This is a genomic window from Imhoffiella purpurea (assembly GCF_000585215.1).
In the GTDB taxonomy this organism is placed as follows: domain Bacteria; phylum Pseudomonadota; class Gammaproteobacteria; order Chromatiales; family Chromatiaceae; genus Imhoffiella; species Imhoffiella purpurea.
On record NZ_AONC01000025.1, the window covers coordinates 119,848 to 140,669 of the forward strand.

Annotated in this window: 11 protein-coding genes; 5 read left to right on the forward strand and 6 right to left on the reverse strand. The window is 66.2% G+C overall.

Translation table 11 applies throughout. The features are described 5' to 3' along the window. Nucleotides 1-67: 67 nt before the first annotated feature. A complete protein-coding gene (amt, locus tag D779_RS08525; RefSeq protein WP_052347971.1) occupies nucleotides 68-3,157 on the forward strand; it encodes an ammonium transporter in 3,090 nt (1,029 codons plus the stop codon). 55 nt (nucleotides 3,158-3,212) lie between these two features. Here amt and D779_RS08530 read toward each other — a convergent pair whose 3' ends face one another. Together D779_RS08530 and D779_RS08535 are read right to left on the reverse strand one after the other, a co-directional pair. Then, nucleotides 3,213-4,412: an HDOD domain-containing protein gene (locus D779_RS08530; protein ID WP_043752494.1), complete on the reverse strand. Its 1,200-nt coding sequence runs from the start codon at nucleotides 4,410-4,412 to the stop codon at nucleotides 3,213-3,215. A 44-nt stretch (nucleotides 4,413-4,456) separates the two neighbouring features. Continuing rightward, entirely contained in the window at nucleotides 4,457-5,350 is an 894-nt protein-coding gene (locus D779_RS08535; protein ID WP_052347972.1) for a sensor histidine kinase, read from the reverse strand. A 437-nt stretch (nucleotides 5,351-5,787) separates the two neighbouring features. Here D779_RS08535 and D779_RS08540 point away from each other — a divergent pair, with 437 nt between their 5' ends. Further along, the gene (locus D779_RS08540; RefSeq protein ID WP_198295690.1) at nucleotides 5,788-8,022 is read left to right on the forward strand and encodes a methyl-accepting chemotaxis protein; all 2,235 of its coding nucleotides are present in this window, start codon (nucleotides 5,788-5,790) and stop codon (nucleotides 8,020-8,022) included. A gap of 79 nt (nucleotides 8,023-8,101) precedes the next feature. Here the strand turns inward: D779_RS08540 and D779_RS08545 are convergent, their stop codons facing one another. The 3 genes from D779_RS08545 to D779_RS08550 are packed head-to-tail and all read right to left on the reverse strand — an operon-like array spanning nucleotide 8,102 to nucleotide 11,485. After that, nucleotides 8,102-9,472, reverse strand: a complete 1,371-nt coding sequence (locus D779_RS08545) for an alginate export family protein (protein ID WP_043752497.1) — start codon at nucleotides 9,470-9,472, stop codon at nucleotides 8,102-8,104. Continuing rightward, the gene (locus D779_RS22620; RefSeq protein WP_198295691.1) at nucleotides 9,462-9,632 is read right to left on the reverse strand and encodes a symporter small accessory protein; all 171 of its coding nucleotides are present in this window, start codon (nucleotides 9,630-9,632) and stop codon (nucleotides 9,462-9,464) included. The genes D779_RS08545 and D779_RS22620 overlap by 11 nt, the downstream gene beginning before the upstream one ends. Nucleotides 9,633-9,646: 14 nt before the next feature. Beyond that, complete coding sequence (locus D779_RS08550; RefSeq protein ID WP_043752500.1) at nucleotides 9,647-11,485, reverse strand: sodium:solute symporter family protein; 1,839 nt, start codon at nucleotides 11,483-11,485, stop codon at nucleotides 9,647-9,649. A gap of 159 nt (nucleotides 11,486-11,644) precedes the next feature. On the opposite strand from D779_RS08550, the gene D779_RS08555 reads away from it, so the two are divergent. Continuing rightward, nucleotides 11,645-11,998, forward strand: coding sequence for an acyl-CoA thioesterase (locus D779_RS08555; RefSeq protein WP_043752503.1), 354 nt, complete (start codon nucleotides 11,645-11,647; stop codon nucleotides 11,996-11,998). A 189-nt stretch (nucleotides 11,999-12,187) separates the two neighbouring features. On the opposite strand, the gene D779_RS08560 is transcribed toward D779_RS08555, so the two are convergent. Next, nucleotides 12,188-12,853, reverse strand: coding sequence for a hypothetical protein (locus D779_RS08560; protein ID WP_232424126.1), 666 nt, complete (start codon nucleotides 12,851-12,853; stop codon nucleotides 12,188-12,190). A 238-nt stretch (nucleotides 12,854-13,091) separates the two neighbouring features. Here D779_RS08560 and D779_RS08565 point away from each other — a divergent pair, with 238 nt between their 5' ends. Together D779_RS08565 and pbpC are read left to right on the forward strand one after the other, a co-directional pair. Next, nucleotides 13,092-18,605, forward strand: a complete 5,514-nt coding sequence (locus D779_RS08565) for an alpha-2-macroglobulin family protein (protein WP_043752509.1) — start codon at nucleotides 13,092-13,094, stop codon at nucleotides 18,603-18,605. Nucleotides 18,606-18,610: 5 nt separating this feature from the next. Continuing rightward, the gene (gene pbpC / locus D779_RS08570; RefSeq protein WP_232424127.1) at nucleotides 18,611-20,791 is read left to right on the forward strand and encodes a penicillin-binding protein 1C; all 2,181 of its coding nucleotides are present in this window, start codon (nucleotides 18,611-18,613) and stop codon (nucleotides 20,789-20,791) included. The last annotated feature ends 31 nt before the right edge of the window (nucleotides 20,792-20,822 follow it).

Consider the following 20,822-nt stretch of genomic DNA (forward strand, 5'->3'; position numbering starts at 1 on the left):
ACGGTTACGACGGTTTTGGGGTGTACCATTGGGATCATCGACCTGATGTGTCCCAGTCCATCCGATCATGTCCGACGGCCTCGATATCGCCTGGATCCTGCTCTGCGCCTTTCTGGTGTTCATGATGCAGGCCGGTTTCCTCTGTCTGGAAACCGGTCTGGTGCGGACCAAGAACAGCATCAACGTCGCCATCAAGAACATCACCGACCTCTGTCTGTCCGGGTTGGTCTTCTGGCTGTTCGGCTACGGTCTGATGTTCGGCGATTCGCACGCCGGCTGGATCGGGACCGACGGCTTCCTGTTCGGCGAGGAGGCGTCCGCGCGCGCGCTCGCGGTCTTCTTCTTCCAGGCCATGTTCTGCAGTACCTCGGCGACCATCGTCTGCGGGGCCGTGGCCGAGCGCATGCGCTTCCTCGCCTACGTTTTCTCGACCCTGATGATGGTCGCGCTCATCTATCCGGTGACCGGCCATTGGGCCTGGGGCGGGGTTCCGCTCGGCGAGCCGGCCGGATGGCTGGCGCGGATGGGCTTCATCGACTTCGCCGGCTCCACCGTCGTCCATGCCGTGGGCGGATGGGTGTCGCTGGCGGCCGTGCTGCGACTGGGTGCGCGCCAGGGCCGGTTCGAGGGCGCAGGCTTCCGTCTGCAGGGCGGCAATCTGCCCCTGGCGACGCTCGGCGTCATCCTGCTCTGGTTCGGCTGGTTCGGATTCAACGGCGGCAGCTCTCACACGCTCGACGCCAAGGTGCCGATGATCCTGCTCAATACCTTCATCGCCGCGGCCAGCGGATGCGTGGCGGCGATGCTCGCGAGCTATGCCCGTCACGGCTATCCGGCGGTTCTGGATCTGCTGAACGGCGTCATCGGCGGTCTGGTCGCCATCACCGCCTCCTGCCATCTCCAGTCCCCCATGATGGGCGCGCTCATCGGCGCGGTCGGCGGAATCGTCGTGGTTTATGGAAGCCTGTGGCTCGAACGGCTGCGGATCGACGATGCCGTCGGTGCCATCCCGGCACATCTCTTCGCCGGCATCTGGGGAACGCTGGCGGTCGCGCTTTTCGCGCCGGATTCCGCCTTCGTCCAGACGGGCGGCCGTCTCCAGCAGCTCTGGGTCCAGTGTCTGGGATCCCTGGCGATCGGGTTCTATGCCTTCGCCGTCAGCTTCGCCCTGCTCTGGCTCATCGGACGCTTCTATCGGCTGCGCGTGGATGCCGAGTCCGAGCGGCTCGGGCTCAATGTCGCCGAGCACGGGGCCACCACCGAGATCCTGGACCTGCTCATGGAGATGGACGGCCAGCGCCGCCGCGGCGATTTCTCGCGCCCGGTGACCGTCGAGCCCCATACCGAGGTCGGGCAGATCGCTAGCCAATACAACCATGTGCTGCAGCGGGTCAACCAGGAGATTCAGCGGCGCGAGGACGTCCTCAATGCCCTGAGCGCCAGCGAGGGCCGCAAGAGCGCGATTCTCGACGCGGTTCTGGACTGCATCGTCACCATCGACCGGGATGGACGCGTGCTCGAGTTCAATCCCGCCGCGGCGCGGACGCTGGGCTGCTCGCAGCGCAGCGCCATCGGACGCGATCTCGCCGATCTCATGATCCCGAGCGAGTGGCACGAGGCCTTCCACCAGGCACTGCGCAGCGGCTTCGTGGTCGAGGGGCGCTTTCTGCTCGATCAGCGGACCCATACGGTCCTCAAGCGCGCGGATGGCGAGACCTTCCCGGCCGAGATCGGCATCACCCAGGTGATCGGCGGGCGCCATCCCGAGTACAACCTGCACGTTCGGGACGTGACCAAACAGCGCGAGATCCAGCGCCGGTTGCATCAGCTGGCCCATTTCGATTCGCTTACCGGGCTGTCGAACCGCCATTTCTTCCGCAACAGCCTGTCCTTCTATCTCACGGCCGATACGTCGCGTCAGGTGGCCGTGCTCTTTCTCGACCTGGACCGCTTCAAGAACGTCAACGACACCCTGGGCCACGCCGCGGGCGATCAGCTGTTGCGCGCGGTGGCGGAGCGTCTGCGTCACTGCGTCCGCACCGACGATCTGCTGGCGCGTTGGGGCGGGGACGAGTTCATCGTCGCGCTGCTCGGCGTGGAGGGTCAGGCGGCGGTCGAGCACAAGGCCGACCAGATCCTGCGCGAGCTCGAACGTCCGCATCGGATCGATGGCCGCACGGTTCGGGCGCCGGCCAGTATCGGTGTCGCCACCTATCCGGATGGCGGGGACAGCCCGGAACTGCTGATCCGCAACGCCGATCTGTCGCTCTATCAGGCGAAGAAGGCCGGACGGAATCTGTTCCGGGTCTTCAGTACCGACATGGCCCATCTATTGAGCGAGCGTCTCGAGCTGGAGTCCGATCTGCGCGAGGCGCTGGAGCTGGGCGAATTCGAGCTCTTCTATCAGCCGCAGCTCCTGATCGATACGGGCGAGCTGATCGGTTTGGAGGCCTTGCTGAGGTGGCGGCGGCCGGGCAGGGGCGTGGTGATGCCGGCGGTCTTCATTCCGGTCCTGGAAGAGACCGGGCTGATCGACGGCGTGGGCGAGTGGGTGCTGCGTGCGGCCTGCTCCCAGTATGTTTCCTGGTGCAAGGCGGGATTGCGGCCGCCCCGGATCGCCGTCAACGTTTCCGGCCGTCAGTTTCTGCAGACGGGGTTCAGCGAATCCGTGTCGCGCATTCTGCGCGATCAGGACGCGGCGCCGACGGCGTTCCAGCTGGAGATCACCGAGACCGTTCTGGCGCGGGACACCCGGCATTGCATCGATACCCTGCGCAGCCTGCGCGCTCTGGGGCTGGAGATCGCCCTCGACGACTTCGGGACCGGCTATTCCTCGCTCAGCTATCTCAAGCGCTTTCCGATCGACGTGATCAAGCTCGATCGTTCCTTCGTGAGCGAGTGCCACCTCAAGGAGGAGGACGCCGCAATCTGCGCCGCGGTCATCTCGCTCGGCCGCACGCTCGGACTCAAGACCGTGGCCGAAGGGGTCGAGGAATCCACTCAGCTGGAGTTCCTCCAGCGCGAGGGCTGTCTGGCCTGCCAGGGCTATCTGTTCAGTCCGCCCAAGTCGGCCCATGAGACGGCCGAATTGCTGCGCGAGCGTTCCTGTCTGCCTCCTCGGTCGTCCAGGTGCGTCGAACCGGTCGATCCCGCCTGAACCTACCTCCCGGGGCTGGGTCGCGTGGCGTCCGCGCGACGCGGTCTGTGGGCATTCAATGTCCCACCGCGCTGTCTGACGTGCTGGACCCGATCAGTTCCATCCAGACAGGGATGTCGTCCAGACAGCCGACCTCGCTCAGATAGTCCAGATCCAGATGCGCCTCGGCCCCCGGTGCCCCGTGGGCGATGATATCCGCGACGTGCACGACCGTGAGCGTCGTGAATCCCTCGATTCCCGACCGAGACGGATGATGGTGCCAGGCGACAGCCTGGACGAGCGGCTGCGGAAGCCCCCAGAGCCGCATGAGATAGGCGCCGACCCAGCCATGGTGTGCGCCTGCGATCCTTATTTCCTCGTTGCATAGCTGAATTCCCGAGCCGCCTTCGAGCAGCGTCCCCCGATCGGGGTGATCCTGGAACTCGGCCGCCAGCACCAGCCGGCCGATATCGTGCAGCAGGCTGCCCATCGTCGACTCTTCGCGTTCGGCCGTGCTCATCTGGCGGTGACGGGCGATCCGCATGGCGGCTGCGGCGGTTTTGAGACCTTCGCGATTGAGACGTTCGCGCCAGCTCAGAAGGTTCGGATTCTGCGGTGAGTTGACGAACATCTCATGCTGCAGAACCAGACTGGATAGCAGCCGGATGCCGAGCATCTGCACGGCCTGCTCGATTCGCACCACCTGGGTTCGGCCGGCGAAGAAGGCGCTGTTGGCCAGCTGCATGATCTTGGCCACGAGCGCCATGTCCTGGTTGAGCAGGGCGCAGATGTCCGTCAGGGAGCTGCTCTGGTCCTCCTCCAGAGCCTTGGTCAGATGGGTGAAGAGATGCGGCAGGGGCGGCAGTGCTCTGAGCCCGCCCAAGCGTCGTCGCAGGCCGTCGGGCAAGGGCATCTCGGCCAGCGCCGAGGCGCGCTCGATGAGGTCGGTGATCGCCTTGGGATCGAATGGCTTGCCGATGATGAGATGGGCGTAGGGAACGACCTCTGCCATCTCGGCCTCGCCGCTGTATCCAGAGAGCACGGCCCTCAACCCGCCCGGATTGCATCGAGCGGCCTCCTGCAGTACCTGGACGCCGTTGCATCCGGGCATGCGCATATCCGTGACCACCAGATCGTAGTCGGTTTCCCGCAGACGTCGGAGGGCCGCCAATGGGTCGCCTTCCAGGTCGAGTCGGTCGGTGTCCGGAAGGTTTCTCAAGGTGCGCCGGATGGTGCGCAGAATGGCCGGCTCGTCGTCGACGAACAGGATCTTCATGTCTTTCCTCCTAGCCTCGCGCTGCGTTCTCGCGGGTGGTGTCTTCAAGAGCGTCCATCGGGCGACGGTCGGTGCGGATCCTCATCTGGCGGTTCGGTTGGCAGGGGCAGGAATACGCTGAATCTGGCCCCATCTCCGGGCTCGCTCGAGAGCTCGATGCGTCCGCCGTGCGCGTGGACGATGTCGCGGCTGATCGAGAGTCCCAGGCCGGTTCCCTGTCCTGAGGGCTTGGTGGTGAAGAAGGGGGTGAAGACCCGGTCCAGGTTTTCGGGGCCTATTCCGGGGCCGTCATCGGTGACGGTCAGGCGGACCTCCTTGCCGATCAGGGCGGTCTCGATATGGATCTCGCCGAAGTTCCTGATCGCCTGGGAGGCGTTGACCAGAAGATTGAGGATCACCTGATTGATCTCGCCCGGCTTGCCGCTGAGGATGGGGAGGTCGTCCAGTGACTGATGGACCTGCGCCTTGTACTTGAGTTCGTGCGAGGCCACCTTGAGTGCGTCGCGCACGCACTGGTTGAGGTCGAAAGGTTCTCCGTCCGGCGAGTCGGCGCGCGCGAAGCCCCTCAATCCGCCGACGATGTCCTCCAATCGCTGGACCCCCTCTCGCGTGTCGGAAAAAAGCGGCTGGATGTCGTCGAGGACCATGTCCAGGTCCTCGTCGCCGAGGGTCTCTGCGAGCCGCCTGCCCAGGCGGGTCTGGCCGGCCTCCATGTCCCGTGTCGACTCCGAGACGAGCTGCAGCAGGGGGCGCAGTATCTGGAGATATTCCTCCAGCATGATCAAATTGTTCTTGACGAATCCGATGGGGTTGTTGAGCTCATGGGCCACCCCGGCGGCGAGCGAGCCGAGTGCCGCCATCTTGCCCGATTGAATGAGCTGCTCGCGCAGCGCGTCGGTCTGGCTGCTGTACCGGTCGTCCTCTCGATCCTCGTTCATCTCTCAACCTCGTTGCAGACATCTCGTTTGGAACTGGCTGGTGCGGTCCGATGTTCGTGCCCGGTCTCGTCAGGGGGTTACTTGTAAGTAGAGCCTCTTGCGTTCTCAGTCCAGGACCTCATGTAAAGCGACGATCCGTGTGTGAGCGATCATGCCGACGGTCGTACGATTATCGATCGAATCCGTGTCCGATTGTGAGGAGCCAGCGTCAAGGGGCCCGCCGGGGATAGCGCCCGAGCAGGGATCCGATCTCTGTCGGGACATTTGACGTCGCCTCGATCCAGGGGGCGGGCAAAGCGTTCGCGCCGTGGATGCCGGATCGTCCTCGGCACGAGAGGGTGTAGGGCGTGAAGGGTTGCCATCTGTCGCCACTGCTTCCCCTGTCTTACGGAATCAACCAATAACACTGGATGAAATCGCCCATGTCGTTGAAATCGATGTCTGTGAAGCAACGTCTGACGATGCTGGTGGCAGCCATGGCATTCGGTTTGCTTGTGGTCGCCGGTATCGGTGTCTACCAGATCGCACGCGTCTATGCGGCCGCCAACTTCGCGAACGACAATACGGTACCGGCCTTGACGGCATTGAACGAACTGATCGTTGGGATAGAACGCGAGCGTATCAGAACCATGCGACATGTCTTCGTCGCAGAAAGCGCGGCGGAAATCGCCGATATTGACCGTTCCATCGCTGGCGCCGAGCAGGACATTCAAGCCGCGTTCGATGCCTACGAGCCGACCATCGTCGATGCGGAGGATCGGCGGCGCTTCGAGGAGGTCCTCTCCCATTTCAGGCGGTTCGAGGTGGCGCAGGCTCCGGTGCTGGATGCCTCGCGCTCCAATGAAAAGGGACTGGCGCGCGAGCGTTTTCTGTCTTTCGACGAGGCCGGCAAGGCGTTGGAAACGGAAATTCACGATTTCATCGAATACAACATCGGGCTTGGCCAGAAGGGTGCCGCCGATGCCAGGGACATCAGGGATCGGCAACTCTTCGTCATGACGGCGGTAGCCGGACTGACCCTTCTCGCGGCTATCCTGATCGGGGCCTGGATGATCAGGCATCTCATGGGACAACTGGGCGGGGAGCCCGCCTATGCTGCGGAGATCGCCAACAAGATGGCCGCCGGCGAACTGGTGGATTTCCAGATTCGGCCGGGCGACAAGGAGAGCGTGTTGGCGGCGATGCACCGTATCCTGTCGACGCTCAAGGAGTTCGTTTCGGCCCAGCAGGAGAACGCGAGGCAGCACGACCTGGGGATGATCGACCACCAGATCCCGGTCGAGCGTTTCCATGGCGTTTACGCCCAGATGGCGCACTCCATCAACGAACTGGTGAAGGCCCACATCGCGGTCAAGATGCGGGTGGTCGAGGTCGTGAGCCGTTACGCGGTGGGCGATCTGTCGGTCGATATGGATCGGCTTCCCGGCCGCAAGGCCGAGATCACGAAGGCGATCGATGGCGTCAAGGCGAGTCTCGAGGCCGTCAACGGTCAGATCAAGGAATTGGTGGAGGCTGCCGTGGCGGGCGATTTCAAGGCCCGAGGCGACGCCGAGCGCTTCCAGCACGAATTCAGGGAGATGGTCGAAGGTCTGAACCGTCTCATGGACATCAGCGACGTCGGGCTCGGCGAGGTCTCTCGCATCCTGGAAGCCCTGGCGAAGGGCGACCTGACCCAGCGTATCGAGGGCGATTACCAGGGGACCTTCGGCCGCTTGCAGAAGGATTCCAACGGAACGGTGGCGCGTCTGCGCGAGGTCGTGGGTCAGATCATGGACTCCACCGAGGAGATCGATCGCGCAGCCAAGGAGATCGCGGCGGGCAATCAGGACCTGTCGAGCCGGACCGAGTCCCAGGCCAGCAGTCTGGAAGAGACGGCCAGCGCGATGGAGGAATTGAGTTCGACGGTCAAGCAGAATGCCGAGAACGCCCGCCTTGCGAACGATCTCGCTCAGTCGTCGAACGCGAGTGTCGCGCGCGGAGGCGATCTGGTGCGCCGGGTCGTTTCGACCATGACCGAGATCCAGGACAGCTCGCGTCGGATCGCCGACATCATCACCGTGATCGACGGTATCGCCTTCCAGACCAATATCCTGGCGCTGAACGCCGCGGTCGAGGCCGCGCGCGCGGGCGAGCAGGGCCGAGGGTTCGCGGTCGTCGCCGGCGAGGTTCGCAGTCTGGCTCAGCGCAGCGCCACGGCGGCCAAGGAGATCAAGGATCTGATCGCCGAATCGGTCAATCGGATCGACGAGGGTGCGACCCTGGTGAACGAGGCGGGCACGGCGATCGAGGAGGTGGTGACCAGCTCGACTCAGGTGGCGACCCTGGTGACCGAGATCTCTTCGGCGAGCCGCGAGCAGAGCACGGGCATCGAGCAGGTCGCGCAGGCGATCGGTCAGATGGACGAGATGACGCAGCAGAACGCCGCGCTGGTGGAACAGGCGGCGGCCGCGGCCGAGAGCCTCGAGGAGCAGACCAATGGTCTGGTGCGCTCGATGAACCTGTTCCAGTTGGGGGCCGGGTCGGACACGCAGGCTCTCGTCGCGTCAACCTCGAAGCCGGTGGCTCGGCCCGCGCCCAAGCCGGTTTCTCGGCCCGTCAAACAGGTTCCTGCTCCGGTACGACCAAAGACGGCCCAGGCTGCCGGCGCCGAAGACGAATGGGACGAGTTCTGATTCTAACCTCGGTTTTCTCGATGGCGACTGTCGCGCCCGAGCCGATCGAATGCCCCGCAGGCATTCGATCGGCTTTTCTCTACCAGCTGTAGTTCAGCTGCATGCGAACGAAGAAGGAGTCGTTCTGACGGCTGTCGGCGTAATAGTCGCCCGGCATCAGATACTCGGCGACTAGGTGTCCCGAAAGGTTCTTGTTGAACTTGGTGCGGACCCACCCGGTGAAGAGATGGCCGCGGAAGTCGCCGTCGCCCGAGATCAGAGCCGTCTGATAGGCGTAGCTCGGATATTCCTCGGCGGCCCAGAGTGCGTGGTAGTCGAGCGAGACCTTGGTCGTCGAATGCACCTGGGCGCTCCAGCCGGCGTTGAGATGATGGAGGTTGGTCGCGCCGCCCACCCGGCTGTCGAGCGGCCACTGGTAGATCATCAGCTCGCTCCACTGGGGCCAGCGCGACCAGAGCGGATCGAACCCCTCGTCGTCCTCGCTGTCCGGATCGTCGCCCGACAGATACTCGTAGCCCAGATGCAGCGCGTTGTTCAGCGGGTCGTTGAGGCTGTAGGTCAGGCGGCTGTTGAGTCCGAAGGCGCTGAGGTCGCGGTCGTTGCGGGTGCCCCATTCATAGACGAACTCGGCGCGCAGCCCGAGATTCTCGGTCAGCTTGGTGTCGGCGCGCGCTCCGAGGGCATAGATGTCGGCCGAGTTGCTCGGCGAGGCGAACGGATAGCCGTTGTTGACGCGCAGGTTGCCGGGCGTGTCGTTCGGCGCGTCGTGCTTGTAGATGAAATAGCCGTCCAGGTCGCCGTCCAGCAGAGACTTGTTATTGGCGTAGAGGACGACGCCGGTCTCCTGCTGTTCGGTCTGGTCCTCGAGCTCCCCGTTGAGCGACTGTGGGAAGCGTCCGGTGTCGGGGTTCTGGTCGATGTAGATGAGATCGAAGGTGGTGCCGATGGCCTCGGCGGTGTAGGTGGCGCGCGCGGCATCGAAATAGAAAGTTCGGGAGCCGTCGAGCGGCGTTCCATCCATGATCAGCCAGCCGTTGCCGATCATGATCTCCTGGCGGCCGATTCGGGCCGAGAGCGGCAGTCCGGCGATGTTCTTGGCGTCGAGATGCAGGAGATCGAAGAAGATGCCTCCGCTGTACCAGTTCTCGAGCGCCGGATAATCGGAGCGGTTCGGCGACTGGTAGTGCCGCCCCTCCCAGGCCAGCCGGGCCTTGACCGAGATGTTCTGGTCGAAGGCATAGTCGCCCCATAGACGGGCGCGCAGCCGCTCGAAGGTGCGGTCGGCGGTCTTGCTGTCGGCGTCGAGACCGATATTGTCGACGAAGATCTGCCGCAGGCGCACGTCTCCGCCCCAGGTGAATGGCGATGTCGTTTCTTCGGCGACGGCCGTGGTGCAGCAGAGGGCTGCGGTCAGTCCCCCGATCAGGAATGTCGTTGTCTTAGAGCTCATCGTCTACCTTCTTTTCTTCTAGCGCCCATTGGCGGTCCTCGTTGGTAATCTCATCGCGCGCGGCGTTGCGGCGTGCCAGCCCGTAGAACAGGCTCGCCAGGGTCGCCGCGACGATGCCGAAATAGGCGATCAGCACGAAGGGGTCATCGATACCAATCATGTTTCACGGCCTCCTCAGCGTTTTTTTTCGGGGAAGCAGCGGCGCAGGTGCTCCGCGTCCGGTGGGGTGGTGAAGGCACTGACCAGCATGAGGGTCAGGGCCGCCGCCGGCAGGGCCACGATGATCGGATCGACCGAGGGCCAGTTGGGATGGTCGGCCAGGATGCTGGTCTTGCCTCCCGTGACCAGCTGGACCAATCCGATCGCGGCCGCCTCCTTGGACTTCACAAGCAGCAGCCAGAACAGCGAGACGCCCATGCCGACGACCATCGAGGCCAGCGCGCCGACGCGCGTCACCCTTCGCGAGAAGAGTCCGCCGATATAGGCGGGCAGGAAGCTGGCGGCGCAGAGGCCGAAGAAGATGGCGGTGAAGCGGGCGACGACGTATTCCTGGCGCACCGTGTAGCTGATGGTGACCGCGATCAGCAGGCCGAGCACGATGGCCGTGCGCATGACCAGCAGGCTGGGTTCGCGGCTCTGTCCCTTGTCGCCGATGCGCTCGTAGAGATCGCGTCCGGCCGCCGTTCCGATGGTGTGGAACTGGCTGGAGATGGTGCTCATGGCCGCCGCCAGCAGGGCGAGGAAGAAGATGACGCCGAACCAGTGCGGCAGCGCCGCCGAGATGAAGGCGGGGATGATCCGGTCGGCGTCGCCTTGGACGTAGGTCACCGCGGTCGAACGGCCGCCGACCAGCTCGAAGTCCTGGCCCGAGGCGTCCCGGGCCTGGCTGTGCTCGGTTACGATGAGCGCAGCCTTGGCTGGAGACTGGGTCTTGGCACTGATGACCGGCTCCCAGTCGCCCGCGTCGTTCTGCTTCATCAGCTCGACCAGGGCGCGATCCTTCTCGGCGTCGATGACCTGGACCACCTTGCCGTGCAGGATGGGACCGTTCTGGGCGAACCAGGCGTTGGAGAGACTGCCGACCAGGAAGGGCGTGCCGGTCATCAGCATGATGAAGACGGCGCCGATCGGCACGGCCCGGTCCAGCTCGCGCCGGCTGCGCACCGTCATGAAGCGCACCACCAGCTGGGGCTGGGCGAGCACGCCGATGCCGACGCCGAGGATGATGGAGGTGATGACGATCCACCAGAGGTCGTAGGATTTGTCGCCCCAGCCGAAGGCCGGCATGGCGGTCCAGCCCTCGTGCCCCATGGCCTTGAGCGGTCCGGGAACCATGTCCGCCATGTCGGTCAGATAGCGGTGCCCCTCGGTGATGCCCCCCAGGCTCGAATAGGTGAAGACGAGCAGGAAGATCATGGCGAGTGCCATGACGAACCCCTGGAAGGTGTCGGTGTACATGACCGCCTTGAGTCCGCCGGGGATGACGTAGGCGGCGGTGATGACCGCGAAGATCAGCAGTGCGACCTCGAAATCGATCCCGAACTGGGTGGCGGCGAAGATGCTGCCGCCGGTCATGACCGCGGCCGAATAGAGCGGCATGAAGAGAAAGATGAGCGCCCCGGCGAAGATCTGGATGGCCCGGCTCTGGTAGCGCAGCCCGAGGAACTCGGGGAAGGTATGGGCGCCCAGATGGTGGCCGAGTCGGCGGGTCGGTTCTCCGAACAGCGTGAAGGCGATGAGGATGCCGACCGCGATGTTCAGGAATGTGAGCCAGAGCAGGCTCATGCCGAAGAGTCCGGCCACCCCGCCGAAACCGACGATGGCCGCGGTCGAGATGAAGGTCGCCCCGTAGGAAACCGCCATGATGATCGGGTGTGCGGAACGTCCGCCGACGAGAAAATCGGCCGCCGAGCGTGTTCCCCGATAGCCGAGCCAGCCCAGGTAGCCGGTGGCGAGCAGGTAGGCAAGAATGACGAGGATGTCGATCCAGCCCACCGAAGGATTTCCGGCCATGTTTCCCCCTATTTTCGTTGATTTTTAGGTCTTTGCGATCGCGGGGGCGAAAAATACCCTGATCACTGAGGGCATTTATATAGATCCAGCGCATGAAAATGACGCTTTTGTGAGGATTTTGTCCTCAATTGGCACGCTTGTAATATCGGGAGCTCAGACTTGGAGACGTATACGGTCGTCAGACCTGAACATCTGAACCACTATGGCCATCTGTTCGGTGGCTGTTTGTTGAAATGGGTCGATGAGATCGCCTGGATCGCCGCGAGCCGGGACAATCCGGGTTGCCGGTTCGTGACGGTCGGCATGGATCGGGTCGAATTCCACCGCGGGGTGCACTCTGGAACGGTGCTGCGGTTCGATGCGGTCGAAAGCTGTCGCGGACGGACGTCGCTGACCTATTCGGTCACGGTATTCGCGGATGACTTGGAAACGGGCGAGGAGGAATCCATCTTCTCCACCTGTATCACATTCGTGCGTCTCGACGAGTCGGGCCGGAAGATGCCTCTCGGCTGAGACGCGGTCGGCCCGGGATGGGCGTATGGTCCGCCGTTCAGGATCCGGCGGGCTCGCCCCTCTCCCTGATTGGGAGAGGGGCCGTGTCTTCGTCGATTGCCGCGGAGGGCTTGGCTCTCTCTGACGCCTCGGAGAGGCGAATGTACGAGTCCTGACCCGGGAACTAAGGTCGATGCCTCCGTTAGGTGCTTACGAGCGGCGCTTGGCGGCGATGGAGGCGCGGGTGGTGATCAGCATGAAGGCGGTGAGGACGAACGCGGCGGCCGCGATGCCGATGATCATGCTCAAGGGCTTGGTTTGGGCGTCAGCGATCCCCAGTCTGTCGCCGACGGGCTGAAGGATGGCGGTATTGCTCGGATCGACCAGAAGATAGCCGCAGAGGCCGAGGAAGGCGCCGAAGAGCAGCATTTTCCAATCCATGTTCAGGCCCGTGGCGATTGCCAACAGGGCGACGAGGAACATGAGTGCGAATGTGGTCTTCTGGGCTCCGAGCGAGGTGTCGGCCCCGAGGGTCTGAAGCAGCGACAGCAGCCAGATGAAGCCGCCCCAGATGATGACCTGCTTGATGAGATAGATGAGACGCCACTGACCGTTCGCGTAGGCCGATCCCCAGCCGGAGATGAGTGCGACGACGGCGGCGAGGGGGACGAACATTTCCCAATACTTGACGGTGCCTGCCATATCCTCTCGGCTGAGCCAGACGAGAACGACTGTGCAGACGTAGAGGACGATGAATGGCAACAGCGCGAGCATCAACGAACTTTGTTTTTTACCTGCGTTGGACACGACGAACCCTCCTGAATGGGTCAGTGTGGTAAATGGCCGATGGCCTTGGTTAACTGCGCGCGAGACCATCGATGAGGTCAAGCGCTTCGATATTAACCCTTACCGAAACTGCGTGTTAAGGGAAAAAACGCGCCTCTTTCGGGTCATTCCACCCTCCTGAAGCCCCCAATCCACCCCAAGTTCAGCGATTCACGCGATTTTTCGGCGCCTTTACCGCCGTCTGGCGACCAACTAGAGTTGGTCCGTGGGATCATCGGCTTTCCGTATTTTCGACTCCAAGGGTTCGTTTTATCAAAGGGGTAGCGCCATGCTCGGTTTCTGGCCCGTCGCGCGTCTGTCGTTCCTGTCCGGCTTTTTGCTTCTCGTCCTGTCGTTGGCTCTCGGACATCCGCATCCTGCCTTCGCTGGCGAACGCGAGCTGACCATGACCCTGGGCACGGACTATTTCGGTCGCGATTTCGCCACGCTCAAGGGCGTGACCCTGGATGCCTGCAAGGCGGCCTGTCTGGACGACCAGCGCTGCAAGGCATTCACCTTCAATACCAAGGCCGGCTGGTGCTTCCTCAAGGAGAGCTTCGCGGATCCGCGTCCATTCGAGGGTGCCGTGTCGGGGCGCATTCGGGAGTCCGGGATGTCGAGTGTCGATCGGGCGTCGACCCGGGCCTCCGAGCTGGGCTTTCTCCCCCCCCGCGAGCTGAGCGCTGCGCGCGCCCTCGTCGAGACGCTCGCCCAGTCCGCACCCAAGGCGGCGTCGCGCGCGACACTGGTGGATCAGGCGCGCTCGGCCATGGCGGCCAAGAATCCGATGCGGGCGGCCGATCTCTATGCCGACGCGCTGGGACTCGGGGCCACCAGCCGAGACCTGTGGATGGCCTTCTCGGAGGCAGCCGGTGCGGCATCGCCGTCGGGCTGGCAGGAGCGTCAGCGGTACGAGAAGGAGGCGACGGCGGCGGCCATCAATGCCTATCTGCGCTCGGACAGCGTTCAGGAGCGCGCCGACGCGCTTCAGCGGATGGGGATCTCGCTGGCCGATCGTCAACGCTGGAGACCAGCGATCCGTGCGACCCGCGCCTCGTTGGCATTGGTCGAGTCCGAGTCCCTGCGCGCCGATTACGACAAGCTGATCGCCGAGCACGGTTTCAGGGTGACGGGGCACGAGGTGGATTCGGATGCCGCCGATCCGCGCATCTGCATCCAGTTCAGCGATCCCCTGGCGCGCGACCGGGCCAACCTGACCGATTTCGTGCGGATCCGCGACCGCACCGACCTGCCGGTCGAGGTCGAGGATCGCCAGATGTGCGTCGACGGCGTGCGTCACGGCGAGCGCTACGCGATCCAGGTGCGTTCGGGTCTGCCCGCTGCCGACGGCGAGGTGCTGACCAAGGGCAGCGATCTGGACATCTATGTGCGCGACCGCTCGCCGATGGCGCGCTTCCTCGGTCGCGCCTACGTCCTGCCCAAGGGCGGCGAGGCGGCCATTCCGGTCGTGTCCGTCAATACCGATCGGATCGATGCCGAGGTCTATCGCATCGGCGACCGCGCCCTGACCCAGGCGATGGACGACGGCGTCTGGCGGAAACAGCTCGACACATGGAGTGCCGGACGCATCCGGGAGGCGCTCGGCGAGTCGGTCTGGAAGGGCTGGGTCGAGGTGCGGTCCCAGCTCAATCGCGAGGTGACGACGGCGGTTCCAGTGGGCGAGGTCGTCGCCGATCTCGAGCCCGGCGCCTATGCCATGACGGCCCGGGCGCACAATGCGACCGACGACTCGGATACCCGCGCCACCCAGTGGTTCGTGGTCACGGACCTGGGACTGGCGACCTTCTCGGGCAACGACGGACTGCATGCCCTGGTGCGCTCGCTGTCGAGCGCCGAGCCGGTCGCGGGTGTCGCGGTCCGTCTGATCGCGGTCAACAACCAGGTCCTGGGGCGAGGCACGACCGACGCCCAGGGTTATGCCCGATTCGCTCCGGGTCTGCTGCGGGGCACGGGCGGCAATGCCCCCGCGCTGCTGGTCGCCGAGGGCGAGGGCGGCGACTATGCCTTTCTCGATCTGACGCAGACGCCCTTCGATCTGTCCGATCGCGGCGTCGACGGCCGCCTGCCGCCCAAGCCGCTCGACGTCTATCTGGTCAGCGAGCGCGGCGCCTATCGGCCGGGCGAACTGGTGCATCTCACCGCCCTGATCCGCGACGCCCGGGCCAAGGCCGTGCCCGATCTGCCCATCACCTTCGTGGTCAGACGTCCGGACGGGGTCGAGTATCTGCGCCGGCTGACCCAGGACGCGGGACAGGGGGGGCATCAGCTCGATCTGTCCATCACCCGTACCGCCATGCGCGGGACCTGGCAGGCCTCGGTCTACAGCGATCCCAAGGCGTCCTCGCTGGCCGATCTCTCCTTCCTGGTCGAGGACTTCGAGCCCGAGCGACTGACCTTCGACCTGGAGGGCGGGGACGCGGCGATCGACCCGGACGACCCGGCGCCCATCGCGGTGGACGCGCGCTTCCTCTATGGCGCGCCCGCGGCCGGTCTGGCGGTCGAGGGCGAGGTCCGGGTGACGCCGACGGACAGCCTGGCCGGATACGCGGGCTATCGCTTCGGTCTCGAGAGCGAATCCTTCGCGCCGGTCGGCGGCGCGCTACCCGCCGCCGAGACCGACGACTCCGGCAAGGCCGAGGTCGCCCTGACCTTTCCCGATCTGCCGCCGACCAGCAAGCCGCTCCAGGCCAGCGTTCAAGTGCGCGTGGTGGACGACAACGGCCGCCCGGTCGAGCGCTCCCTGACCCTGCCGCTCGCCGATACCCGGGGACGGATCGGCGTCAAGCCGCTGTTCGACGGCTCGGTGGAGGAGGGCGGCAACGCCCGCTTCGAGATCCTTGCGCTCGACGCGCAGGGCGAGCGGACCGCGCTGGCCGGGGTGCGCTGGACACTGTCTCGCGTGAACACCAGCTTCCAGTGGTACGCGTCCGACGGCACCTGGGACTACGAGCCCGTCACCAGCACGCAGCGGGTGGCGAGCGGGACGTTGGATCTGGACGCTGAGAGTCCGGGCCGCATCGAGTCGCCGGTCGAGTGGGGCGCGTATCGGCTGGCCCTGGAGGACCCGAATGGATCCTCGCTGCCCGTGGACCTGGACTTCGAGGCCGGCTGGTACGTCGCGCCGGCCGCCCAGGACACGCCCGATCTGCTCAAGGTCTCGCTCGACCGGTCGCGCTATCGCGTCGGCGAGACGGTCAGGGCGCGTCTGGAGCCGCGCTTCGCCGGGCTGGCGCTGGTGATGGTGGTCGACGACCGTCTCGTCTCCATGCGCGCGGTCGCGGTGCCCGAGGACGGCGCCGAGGTCGAGCTGCCGGTGACGGCGGACTGGGGGCCCGGGGCCTACGTGACCGCCGTGCTCTATCGGCCCATGGATCTCGAGGCCAGGCGCATGCCGGCGCGGGCCATCGGCCTGACCTGGGCCACGGTGGATCCTGGTCCGCGCCGGCTGGATCTCGCGCTGGACCTGCCGCCCGAGCTCCAGGGCTCCGTCAAGCCGCGTCAGACCATCGAGATCCCGGTCTCGGTCGCGCATGCGCCCGCCGGCGAGCGGGTCTATGTGACGGTCGCGGCGGTCGATGTCGGCATCCTCAATCTCACCCGCTATCAGGCGCCCGCGCCCGACGGCTGGTATTTCGCCCAGCGCCGGTTGGGCATGGAGATCCGGGATCTCTACGGTCAGCTGATCGATCGCATGCAGGGTGTGCCCGGCGTGGTGCGCTCGGGCGGCGACGGGGCGCTGCTCAAGATGGAGGGGCCGCCGCCCACCGAGGAGCTGGTGGCCTTCCATTCGGGCGTGGTCGAGCTGGACGAGCGGGGACACGCCAGCGTCTCCTTCGACATCCCCGACTTCAACGGCACCATCCGGGTCATGGCCATGGCCTGGTCGGCGAGCGGGGTGGGACATGCGGTCGCCGATCTGCTGGTCCGCGATCCCGTCGTGGTCGCGGCGGCACTGCCGCGCTTCCTGGCGCCCGGCGACCGCTCGCGCCTTCTGCTCAATCTGACCCATGTCGAGGGACCGGCCGGCGACGTCTCCGTGCGGGTGTCGACCGAGGGCGGCCATACCCGCATCGCGCCCGAGTCGGCCGAGCAGTCGGCGACCCTGGCCGAGGGCGGCCGTCTCCAGCTCCGGGTGCCGATCGAGGCGCTGACGGTCGGTGACGATCGGCTCAGGATCGATCTGCGCACGCCCGACGGTCTGGATCTGACCAAGCGGCTCCGGGTGCCGGTGCGCTCCAACGCACCCGTGACCAGCCGCCGCCAGGTCCGCGAACTCGCCCCGGGCGCCGAGCTGCGTCTGGATGCGAGCTGGCTGGCCGACCGGCTCCCAGGCACCGGCTCGCTGCTGGTCTCGATCGGCGGGGCCGGCCGTCTGGACGTGGCCGGTCTGCTGATGGCGCTCGACCGCTATCCCTATGGCTGCACCGAACAGCTGACCAGCCGGACCCTGCCGCTGCTCTATCTGGAGGATGTGGCGCGCTCGGTCGGTCTCGGCGGCGATGCCGAGCTCGGCGAGCGGGTGCGGACGGCGATCGGCGACATCCTCGCCAATCAGGGTAGCAACGGCGGCTTCGGGCTCTGGGGCAGCGCGAGCGGCGCCGATACCTGGCTCGACGCCTATGTCACGGACTTCCTGACCCGGGCGCGCGAGCAGGGCTACGCGGTGCCCGAGGTGGCCTTCGGCACCGCGCTGGACAATCTGCGCAATGCCCTGTCCTACGCCCCGGATTTCAGCAAGGGTGGCGAGGAGATCGCCTATGCGCTCTATGTCCTGGCCCGCAACGGCCGGGCGGCGATCGGCGATCTGCGCTACTACGCCGACACCAAGCTCGACGCCTTCGCCACGCCCATGGCCAAGGCCCAGCTGGGGGCGGCCCTGGCGCTCTACGGCGACCGGCTGCGCGCCGACGCCCTCTTCCGCAACGCCCTGGCGATGTGGAACCAGGGCCGGGACGAGGGTGGCTGGCGCGCCGATTACGGCTCGCATCTGCGCGACGGCGCCGCGCTCCTGACCCTGGTGGCCGAGACCGGCAGCACGGCGGTCGATCGCCAGGGACTGGCCCGGCGGATCCAGGACGCCTGGGACCGGGACGGCCGCAGCAGCACCCAGGAGCAGTCCTGGCTGCTGCTGGCCGCCCACGCCATGATCGCGGCCGCCGATGGACCGGATCTGATGGTGAACGGCGAGCGCCGCTCGGGCGGACTCTATCGCCGTCTCAGCGATGCGGACCTGGGCCGGGCGCCCCTGCGGATCGAGAATCCGGGCATGGAGCCCCTGGAGGTGCTGGTGACCGTCACCGGGGTGCCCGAGGTGCCCGAGCCGGCCGGAGGCGACGGCTATCGGATCGAGCGGGCCTATTACGATCTCGACGGACGGCGCATCCAGCCCAGCGGCGTCGACCAGGGCGAGCGCCTGATCGCCGTAGTCACGGTCACCGCCGATCGCGCCCGCCGGGCCCGGCTGATCCTCGACGATCCGCTGCCCGCCGGATTCGAGATCGACAATCCGAATCTCATCAAGGCCGGTGCCGTCGCGGACATCCCCTGGTTGGGGTTCGAGGAGCAGGCGCGGCACGCCGAATTCCGGGCCGACCGCTTCGTGGGCGCGATCGATCGTGCCGAGGGTGCGGCGCTGCGGTTCCAGTTCGCCTATCGGTTGCGGGCCGTCTCGCCCGGCGTCTTCGCCCATCCGGCGGCGACGGTCGAGGATATGTACCGGCCCAGCCTGCGTGCCTGGACGGGGACCCAGGTCGTGGAGGTGTCGGAACCGGCGGCGACCTGACGTCTGTGGGTGCGGTTCGGCGCTACTGGCTGTACGCTCGGCGAGGAGCGGCGCGATTTCAGGGCTCGCGCGTCGGTTCGCAGGCCGGATCCTGGCCCGGCGGTCTGCTGGCCGTGCTCCTGGTGGCGGCAATCTTGCCGCCCGGGCTCGGACAGGGGCTCGGGTGGTTCCTGGAGCGGCTCGCGGTCCCCGATCTCCATCCGCCCACGTCCGCGCTCATGCTCGATCGCCAGGACCGGCTGTTGAGGCCATTCACCGTCGACGACGGACGCTGGCGTCTGCCGGTCGCGCTGGACGCGGTGGATCCGGGCTATCTGGCGATGCTGACGGCGGTCGAGGATCGGCGCTTCCGCGAGCATGCGGGCGTGGATCCGCTGGCGCTGGTGCGTGCGGCCTGGCAGTGGCTGAGCCAGGGGCACATCGTCTCGGGCGGCTCGACGCTCAGCATGCAGCTCGCACGTCTGCTCGAGGGGCGCGGGACGCGGAGCCTGTCCGGCAAGCTGTCTCAGATCCTGACCGCCCTGGCGCTGGAGCGCCGGTTCGACAAGAACGCCATCCTGCGCGCCTATCTGACCCTGGCCCCCTATGGCGGCAACATCGAGGGCGTGCGGGCCGCCTCCCTGGCCTGGTTCGGCAAGGAGCCGAGACGGCTGAGCGCGGCCGAGTCGGCCCTGCTGGTCGCCTTGCCCCAGGCGCCCGAGGCCAGACGGCCGGATCGGGATCCGGATGCCGCGCGGCGTGCCCGAGACCGGATCCTGGCGCGCGTCCACGATTTGGGACTGATCGACCGGATCGCCCTGTCCGCCGCACTGCGCGAGCCGGTCCCGACCCGGCGCCGTCCCTTTCCCGTCCATGCGGCCCACCTCACCTGGCACGAGCATCGCGCGCATCCCGATCTGGCGACACAGCGGCTCGCCATCGACCTGGATCTCCAGTCGGGTCTCGAGCGCCTGGCGGAGGAAGCTGCGCGTCGTTTGGGTCCCAAGGTCTCGATGGCGATCCTGGTCGTCGATCACCGCAATGGCGATGTCGTCGCCGCGGTCGGATCGGCCGATCCCTTCGACGACGGACGGCGCGGATACATCGATATGACCCGGGCCCTGCGTTCTCCCGGATCCACGCTCAAACCCCTGATCTATGGCCTGGCCTTCGAGGACGGCGTCGCCCATCCCGAGAGCCTGATCGAGGATCGCCCGGCCGGTTTCTCCGGCTATGTGCCGACCAACTTCGATCGCGAGTTCCTGGGGACGGTCACGGTGCGGCGTGCGCTGCAGCTCTCGCTCAACGTCCCAGCCGTGCGTCTGCTGGATGCCGTGGGCCCCGTGCGACTGGTGGCACGCATGCGCCGGGCGGGGGCCGATCCTCGACTGCCTGATGCGTCGCCCGCCGGACTGGCGATCGGGCTGGGAGGCGTGGGGCTGACCTTGCGCGATCTGGTCGGAATCTACGCGGCATTGGCGCGTGGCGGCCGCGCGGTGGATCTCCGCGAGAACCTGACGCCGGCCCTCGGGGAACGAGGTGGCGGGCGGCGCTCGGTGAACGGAAATCCGCCGGTGCTCGACGAGCGGGCTGCCTGGACGGTTGCATCCATCCTGCGGGGCGTACCGACACCGAGCCGCACCCGGGCCGATGGGATCGCCTTCAAGACGGGGACCTCATACGGCTATCGCGATGCCTGGGCGATCGGTTTCGACGGGCGCTGGGTCGCGGGCGTCTGGACCGGACGCCCGGATGGTGCGCCGGTGCCGGGTCTGATCGGAATCGAGTCCGCCGCGCCTGTGCTGATCGATGTCTTCGCGCGGCTGGGTGCGCGGGTCCCGTTGCGAGCCGCGCCCGCAGGAACGCTGATGGCCTCGAGTTCGGCCAAGCTGCCGCCGCCCCTGCGTCATGCGCCTGCGGGTGGTGGGGAGAAGGGGGCGGCGCGTGCCGATCAGGCCCCTGAAATCGCCTATCCGCCCTCCGGGGCGCGCATCGATCTCGGGCTGTCCGGGGGCTCCGGCAGACCGCTTGCGCTCAAAGTCCGGGGTGGCCGCCCGCCCTTCACCTGGTTCGCCGACGGGAGTCCGATCCAGCGTCAGCCATTCGCGCGGGAGATCCTCTGGACGCCTGGAGGGGTCGGTTTTCTCGATGTGTCGGTCGTGGATGGCCAAGGCCATTCGGCTCGGGCGAGGGTGTTCCTCGAGTGAGACCGGGCGACACCGGCGACGCTCTGGGGAT

Excerpts from the sequence above, each read along its gene's own strand:
- D779_RS08565 (WP_043752509.1), top strand. The coding sequence starts at position 13,092 with ATGCTCGGTTTCTGGCCCGTCGCGCGTCTGTCGTTCCTGTCCGGCTTT.
- D779_RS08535 (WP_052347972.1), bottom strand. The coding sequence starts at position 5,350 with ATGAACGAGGATCGAGAGGACGACCGGTACAGCAGCCAGACCGACGCG.
- D779_RS08540 (WP_198295690.1), top strand. The coding sequence starts at position 5,788 with ATGTCTGTGAAGCAACGTCTGACGATGCTGGTGGCAGCCATGGCATTC.
- D779_RS08545 (WP_043752497.1), bottom strand. The coding sequence starts at position 9,472 with ATGAGCTCTAAGACAACGACATTCCTGATCGGGGGACTGACCGCAGCC.
- D779_RS08530 (WP_043752494.1), bottom strand. The coding sequence starts at position 4,412 with ATGAAGATCCTGTTCGTCGACGACGAGCCGGCCATTCTGCGCACCATC.
- D779_RS08560 (WP_232424126.1), bottom strand. The coding sequence starts at position 12,853 with ATGGTCTCGCGCGCAGTTAACCAAGGCCATCGGCCATTTACCACACTG.
- D779_RS08550 (WP_043752500.1), bottom strand. The coding sequence starts at position 11,485 with ATGGCCGGAAATCCTTCGGTGGGCTGGATCGACATCCTCGTCATTCTT.
- D779_RS22620 (WP_198295691.1), bottom strand. The coding sequence starts at position 9,632 with ATGATTGGTATCGATGACCCCTTCGTGCTGATCGCCTATTTCGGCATC.
- amt (WP_052347971.1), top strand. The coding sequence starts at position 68 with ATGTCCGACGGCCTCGATATCGCCTGGATCCTGCTCTGCGCCTTTCTG.